Below are 7268 nucleotides of genomic sequence, written 5' to 3'. Positions count from 1 at the left end.
GTAAGAAATTAGAAGATAATGATTTAACAATAATATTTTTACCACCATATTCTCCTGAATTAAATCCAACTGAGAGATTTTTTCAAGAAATGAGAAAAGTTACTGCTAATAGAATATTTGAAAATATTGAAGAGCAAGAAAAACTGATTGATGAAGCTTTAACAAATTATATGAAAAAGAAAGAAAGCATAAAACAGCTTTGGGGGTATGAATGGATTATAGAAGGTTGGAATAAATGCTTAAATGTGTAAGATCTATTTCGAGGATTGGTATTATTAAACCTCATTTTAAAAATAAAGAATGGACTAAAATATTAGATGAGATTAATATTTTAAAATGGGATAAGCAACAAGAATGGAACTCATTAATTAATAAGACTAAAAAAGAAATAAAAACATTAAATGATTTACTAACTGTCAGTCATACTGTCAGTTAAAATCCCACGAAAACAACTGACACTGTTTGGATTTGATTATTAGAAACGCCTTAATTTCGGGAGTTTGTGAATGATGGTGGAGACAACGGGACTCGAACCCGTGACCCCCACGCTGCCAGCGTGGTGCTCTACCAGCTGAGCTATGTCCCCTTGATTGTAGATAAAATTTCTTTTTCCAAATCGTACAGCTTATATCTAGCCGATTTGAATTTTTCAGATGTTATTATATCATAAATTTTATAAATTTCTTCCAAAACTCTTGAACTTTCCTGAGCCCGTTTTAAATTTGAAATAATTATATCTTCCAATGAATTTCTGTTTTGTTCGCTTTTAGTGGAAGGTTTTAAAATATCATCAGATACGTTTCTAAATTCTAAAACTTTTTTATAATTTGGAATATTAATATGTCTTAATTTTTTAAGTTCTTTTGCAAGGGAAGAGTCGAATTCGTATCTTAAAATATCTTCAACTACTCTTATTCCTTCTTTATATCTGTTAATATTTGCGTCAATAGTGCGAAAAAGAGGAGGGTTATTCTTCATTATTTAAAAACCCTAAAATTTGTAATAAAGATACAAATAAATTAAGAAAATCAAGATATAAGGCGACTGCTGCTTCTATTTCGCTTGATACGTTTCCTCTTATGATGTTTTGAGTATCGTATAAAATAAAGAAACTAAACAAAATAGCTGCCGCACTTGCTATTGCAAGCTGTAACATAGGAAGGTGCAGGAAAATATTTACAATAGAAGCCACCACTATTACAATTAAAGCAATAAAGAGCATTTTGCCCATTGTAGTAAAATCTCTTTTTGTATTCATAGCGAAAATGGTAAGAGCTCCGAATGCCACTGCGGTAAGACCGAATGCTTCACCAATTACATACCCCATATTTTTAGCAATGAAAAATGCAAGAGTAGGTGCTAATGTAAATCCTGTCATAAACGTAAAAGCAAATAACAATACTAAATTAAGAGGAGTTTTGTTTTTTGCAGCAAACAGTCCGAAAAGCAATATAAATTCAAGAATTACAGCTCCCCAGTAAGTAAAGCTAAGACCTCCTTCGGGGTTTACCATACTGTTTACAAATCCCATACCAACATAAGCCCCTACTGCCCCGGCAATCAAACTTCCGGCAAGAAGCTGATAAGTTCTTTTTACAAATGCGTTAATATTTGTAATGGCCGTATCTTTAGAATAATAATTGTTAACCTGTTGAGAATTTAGCGTTTTAAAGTCATTTGATGAAAATTTCATCTTTCTCCTTTTTTTATTTTATTATCCTTAAATTAAATTAATCTGGTATTAATTTTTAGGTTTTATGTTAAAATCAAAAAATTTACTTTCAAATCCGTCTTTTATTTTTCCGTATTGAATGGAAGCTGCGTTCAAATTATTAGATTCTTGCCATAAAAGTCCAAGTCCGTATCTGGCTTCGAAATAATTTGGATTTTTAAGTTTTGCGAGTTCCATAAGTGCTACGGCATTTGGATGATGATTTGCTCCTATGGCGGCTACGGCTGCATGATATAATGTATGAGGGTCGGTAATATTTTTATTGTTTATTAAATCATTATATATTGTGAAGGCTTCTTCAAAATGTTTTGTGTATAGGTTGGCGTATGCCAGTCTTTTTAAGACCGGGACCATATCCTGCGTTTCCGTTTGGGCTTTTTTTAATAAAATAAGTCTAACCCTGTTTAAAAGACCTGAAATTTTTGCAAAAGAAAAATACCACTCTTTTGCTATTTTCGCTCCGTAGAAAAAATCGTTTAGGTTTGCGTATCTGTTAAGTTGAAGAAAAAAACCCTGATAATTTTGAGCCAGTTTTTTAACAGTGAGGTCTTTGTTGTTTGCGTAAAAATATAAAAGATTGGCTATTAAATCTTTTTCAAAAATACTTTTCAGTTTTAAAGCTTCATAAGAATAATCTTTATTAAAAACCGATTTGGATACTATTTTTGTTATTAACCATAAGGGATTGTTTTTTTCTTCTTTTTGTATAAAAGCCGCTATTTTCACTGTATTATTTGTGTAAATACTTAGCATTGCATCTTCAAGTATCGTTTTATCCGTTATATCTTCTTTGATAAGAGCCACTAGGTGTGGGTTGTCAATTCCTGTTTTAGCTCCGGAATAAAGTGCAAAAATTCCTGTTTTTAAATCATATGGGTTTAGGTGATAAGCCCTTAAAAAATGTTTATAAGCGTTTGAGTAATCTCCAAGCTGTGCGTAAGTTAAGCCGATATCGTAATGAAGGATATAGGAATTGGAATCTTTTAATAATTTTTTAAAGGCTTTGTTTGCCAGATATATATGGCCGTCTAAAGCCAGTTTTATCGCTTTTGATAGTTTTATATTCAAATCTGAATAAACCGCGCTTTTAAAAAGATAGTTTTGAGCCTCTTCAACAGCTCCTAATGGCAGCCCGGCTATACCTTTTTTCAGGTAACTGATAGTCTGTTTTATATTAAATACCTTGTAAGGGGAAAAATAAAAAAATAGGTCGTAATAGTCTTCTTTTTTCTTTAAAAAACTTTTTTTAAACTCTTTTTGTGCAGTTTTGATGTCAAAAAGAGATTTTTTTAAAAAAACGGTAATGGGGTATAGGTTATTGTTTTTATATTTGTTGAAAATTTTAGATGCCTCTTTAAATAAGGAAAGTTTCAAATCAACCAGTCCTAAGGCAAATTCCCCTATTGGCGAATTGCTTTTTAAGAGGTTGTTTCTGGCAAGGGAATATTCTCCTATTCTTGCAAGGTTTAAACCTTTGTAAAGAGGGTCGGTAGCGTAATTTTGAGCGTTTGTAGAGTCGTTTAAATATTCGTATATGTTGCTTAAGAGTTTATTTGATTCCTGTTTAAAAGCCGTTTTTGTTTTAAGAGCCGGGATTGCGTTATATTCGTATCCCATGTAATACATAACGACTGCGTAATAGTAAGGAAAGTTTTTATTTTTAGCTATTTCCGGCAAAAAGGTATATGCTAAATTTCTGTAGTAATTAAACAGTTTATAGTCGTTTATCATTAAAGAAGCGTATGCCGCATTAATGGCGCTTAATACTTTATTGTCTTGAGAAATAATGGCTTTTTGAAAATATTCGATGGCTTTTTTATAATTTTTTTCTTCTAGTTTAATGACTCCCAGATTATAAAAAGAGAGAGATTTGGAAAATTTGGACAGTTTGTTTAATATTTCTAGGGCCTTTTCTTTTTGTCCTTGTTTGTATAAGATAGTGGCTTTTTGTATAAGGGAGCTTAATGCGTCTTTGGGAATATTCTTTTTTTCTAGTTTTTTAACTATTTTTTCTATATTTATATCTTTTTGTATTTTTTTTTCTTTTTTCTTCTTTAATATCGCCGCTCCAAGAAGGATTAAAAGAAGAAGTAAGATTAAGAGTAAAATTATTACTATTAAAAAGGGCAGTTTGCTTTTTTTTCCCTCTTTTATTACAACTACGTTTTCTTCAGCCACTTATTACCTTATAGGTATTTTTTTAAAACTTGAGGTATTTCTATGCTTCCGTCGGCTTTTTGGTAATTTTCCATAATAGCTACAAGTGTTCTTCCTACAGCCAGGCTGCTGCCGTTAAGAGTATGTACGAGTCTGTTTTTCTTTCCGTCTTTATATCTGATTTTTGCACGTCTGGCCTGAAAGTCCCTGGTGTTTGAAATCGAACTTATTTCTCTGTATTTATTTTGGCTTGGAATCCATACTTCAAGGTCTATGGTTTTTGCCGCGCTAAATCCTAAATCTCCTGTACAAAGCATAACCTGTCTGTAAGGCAGACCGAGTTTTTCAAGGGCGCTGCTGGCACATCCCACCATATCTTCAAACATTTTATCGCTTTCTTCAGGACGGGTAATGGCTACAAGTTCTACTTTGTCGAATTGGTGTTGACGTATAATGCCTTTGGTGTCTTTGCCGTAACTTCCTGCTTCTTTTCTAAAACAAGGGGTATAAGCAGTTAATTTTATAGGTTTTGAGAGGTCTTGAATTATTTCGTCTCTAAATAGATTTGTTAAAGGAACTTCGGCCGTTGGTATGAGGTATAAATTTTCATTTTCTATTTTAAACAAATCGTCTTCGAATTTAGGAAGTTGGCCCGTACCTGTCATGGTTTCTTTATTTACCATAAGAGGCACCCAGACTTCTTCAAACCCCCATTCTCTGTTATGGTCCAAAAAGAAATTAATCAGAGCTCTTTCCACTCTTGCCGCATCTTTTTTCATAACGGTAAAGCGGCTTTTTGCAAGTTTAACGCCTCTTTCAAAATCCAGCCATCCGAGTTTTTCACCGAGTTCGTCATGAGATTTTGGTTCAAAATCGAATGTAGGTATTTCTCCTACTCTTTTTATTTCTACGTTATCGTTTTCGTCTTTTCCCACAGGTACATCATCGTCGGGAATGTTTGGAATTATTAAAGCTTTTTGAAAGAGTTTGGTTTCTATTTTTTCAAAAATTTTATTTATTTTTTCTATTTTGTCTTTTATTTTGGCAACTTCTTGTTTTAGTTTTTCTGCTTCTTCTTTTTTCCCTTCTTTCACAAGTTTTCCTATTTCTTTAGACAGGGCATTTCTTTTTGCCTGAAGTTCTTCTAAAACTTTTCGGGCTTCTTTTTTTTCTTCAAAAAGATTTTTTATTTCTTTTAAAGTATCTTCTTTTACGCCTTTTAACGCAAGCTTTTTAGAGATGTTTTCAAAATCCCTCTCAAGTAACTTTAAGTCTATCATTTATTTCCTTTAAATGTAATTTTATTATTAATTTGTTATTATTTGATATAATATTCATTGGATAATTTTAACATAAAAGGAGAATAAATGAAAAAGAAACTGGTCGCTTTGGGATTAAGTGCACTTGTTGCCTCTACATTGATGGCAAAAGAGATTAAGGTAGGAATTTTACAGCCTCTAACAGGACCTATTGCAAGTTACGGACAAAATGCTTTAAAAGGGATAAAAATAGCTTATGAAAATTTCAAAACTTTGCCAAACGGCGATAAAATAGTATTGGTAGTGGTAGATAACCAGTTTGATAAAGTCCAAAATGTAAACGGATACAAAAGACTTGCAAGCGGTGAAAAAGTGGTTGCAATCGAGGGACCTCTTGCAAGTTCGATGGCATTGTCTATAAAAAGATTTGCAGAAAACACTAAAACACCTACGGTTACCCAAATTGCCACAAACCCGAGGGTTACCAAAGGAAGCAAGTATATTACAAGAGCATGTTTTACAGATGATTTTCAAGGAACTGTTGCCGCTAAATACGCATTAAAACACAATTTTAAAAACGCGGTAATTGTATTTGATATGAAACAGGATTATTCCGTAGGTCTTGCAAAAGAATTTGCAAAAGCATACAAAAAAGGAGGAGGAAAAATTCTTAAAAAACTGTTTATAAACAGCGGTGATAAAGATTTCAACGCTCAGGTGGCCCAGATTAAAAGACTGAATCCCGATTTTATTTACGCTCCGATTTATGCGCCTGAGGGTGGACTTTTCGTAAGACAGTTAAGAGCCGCCGGGGTAAAAACGCCTTTAATGGGTGGAGACGGACTTGCCGATGTTAATTTAATGACAAAACTTGCCGGAAAAGCTGCCAACGGTGTAATGTATACGGACCATTTCGACCCTGTAAAAGCTCCTACGCCTTATTCTGAAAAATTTATTAAAGAATATAAAGCCAAATACAGTAAACTTCCAAATGCGTTTGCCGCAACAGGAGCGGACGGATATATCTTGATATACAACGCAATAAAACAGTGTGACACAAAAGCAAATAAAACAAACCTTCAGTTCAAACAGTGTATTAATAATGCAATCAGACACTCTAAAAATGTGGAAGCGGTTACAGGTTATTTAACAATTGATCCTAAAACAGGAAACCCTATCAATAAACCTGCAGTTGTAGAAGAGATTCAAAACGGTAAGGCGGTGTTTAAAGAATTGGTTAAGCCTTAATTTTTTCTCCCTTTCGGGAGTAAAAACATTAAACGGCATTGAGGTGCTTTTTAATGTTTTTAATTTTTAGTAAAGAGGTAAAATGGATTATACTAAACCTGTAGAAATTGCACCGGATATATATTGGATAGGATATGTGATTCCCGATGACCCTTTTCAGTGTCATGTTTATTTGATAAAAAACGGAAGCGAATCGATTTTAATAGACCCGGGAAGTATGATTACGTTTCCGGTTGTTTTGGATAAACTTACTTCAATTGTTCATATAAGGGATATTAAGTATATTATAATGCATCATCAGGATCCCGATATTGTAGGATGTTATTCCACTTTTGAAAAAATTTTGCCAAAAGGGGAGAGGTATATAGTTACCCATTGGCGGACTGAAATGCTTTTGAAACATTATATGTGGGAAACTCCTTTTTATTTAATCGATCAGCATAACTGGAAACTTAAAGCGGGAAAAAGAGAGCTTGAATTTGTTTTTACGCCTTATGCACATTTTCCGGGGGCGTTTTGTACATATGATAAAAAAACCGGGATTTTATTTTCAAGTGATTTATTCGGAGGACTGACCGAAGAATTTTCACTTTTCGCTAAAAGTGTTGATGATTATTTTGAAGCGGCAAAACCGTTTCATAAACACTATATGCCAAGCAGTGAAGTTTTACATCACGCACTTAAACAGGTTCAGAAAAAACATCCTTCAATGATAGCGCCTCAACACGGCTCGATTATTAAAAAAGAATTTATCGATCCTCTTATAGAAAAATTAATGGATTTGGAGTGCGGACTTTATCTTCTTGATGATTATGAAAGCGATTTGTATATTTTAAACAAAACCGATGAGGTTTTAAAACGCTTTTTTAAAG

The 7268-nt window shown here is 33.1% G+C and carries 7 protein-coding genes and 1 tRNA gene; 3 read left to right on the top strand and 5 right to left on the bottom strand.

What is annotated here, in order from left to right:
- The coding region (locus tag ACXJH6_RS04000; RefSeq protein ID WP_456470474.1) for a transposase at positions 1 to 251 on the top strand (251 nt) is incomplete at its 5' end.
- A 259-nt stretch (positions 252 to 510) separates the two neighbouring features.
- On the opposite strand, the gene ACXJH6_RS03995 is transcribed toward ACXJH6_RS04000, so the two are convergent.
- The 5 genes from ACXJH6_RS03995 to serS form a co-directional block, all read right to left on the bottom strand.
- Positions 511 to 586: transfer RNA gene (locus ACXJH6_RS03995), tRNA-Ala, on the bottom strand.
- Positions 577 to 978: a thiamine-phosphate pyrophosphorylase gene (locus tag ACXJH6_RS03990; protein WP_456470473.1), complete on the bottom strand. Its 402-nt coding sequence runs from the start codon at positions 976 to 978 to the stop codon at positions 577 to 579. The genes ACXJH6_RS03995 and ACXJH6_RS03990 overlap by 10 nt, the downstream gene beginning before the upstream one ends.
- Positions 968 to 1693, bottom strand: coding sequence for a Bax inhibitor-1/YccA family protein (locus ACXJH6_RS03985; protein ID WP_456470472.1), 726 nt, complete (start codon positions 1691 to 1693; stop codon positions 968 to 970). The genes ACXJH6_RS03990 and ACXJH6_RS03985 overlap by 11 nt, the downstream gene beginning before the upstream one ends.
- Before the next feature lie 48 nt (positions 1694 to 1741).
- Positions 1742 to 3910, bottom strand: a complete 2169-nt coding sequence (locus ACXJH6_RS03980) for a tetratricopeptide repeat protein (RefSeq protein WP_456470471.1) — start codon at positions 3908 to 3910, stop codon at positions 1742 to 1744.
- Positions 3911 to 3918: 8 nt separating this feature from the next.
- On the bottom strand, positions 3919 to 5169 hold the full coding sequence (gene serS, locus ACXJH6_RS03975) for a serine--tRNA ligase (RefSeq protein WP_456470470.1): 1251 nt from the start codon (positions 5167 to 5169) through the stop codon (positions 3919 to 3921).
- Between the two features lie 87 nt (positions 5170 to 5256).
- On the opposite strand from serS, the gene ACXJH6_RS03970 reads away from it, so the two are divergent.
- Entirely contained in the window at positions 5257 to 6396 is a 1140-nt protein-coding gene (locus ACXJH6_RS03970; RefSeq protein ID WP_456470469.1) for an ABC transporter substrate-binding protein, read from the top strand.
- Between the two features lie 82 nt (positions 6397 to 6478).
- Positions 6479 to 7268, top strand: a 790-nt coding sequence (locus tag ACXJH6_RS03965; RefSeq protein ID WP_456470468.1) for an oxygen-binding di-iron domain-containing protein, incomplete at its 3' end; no start/stop codon positions are given.

Source organism: Caminibacter sp., assembly GCF_053999135.1.
Note: the sequence above shows the minus strand (reverse complement) of the source record. Positions and strands in the feature narration are given on the sequence as shown.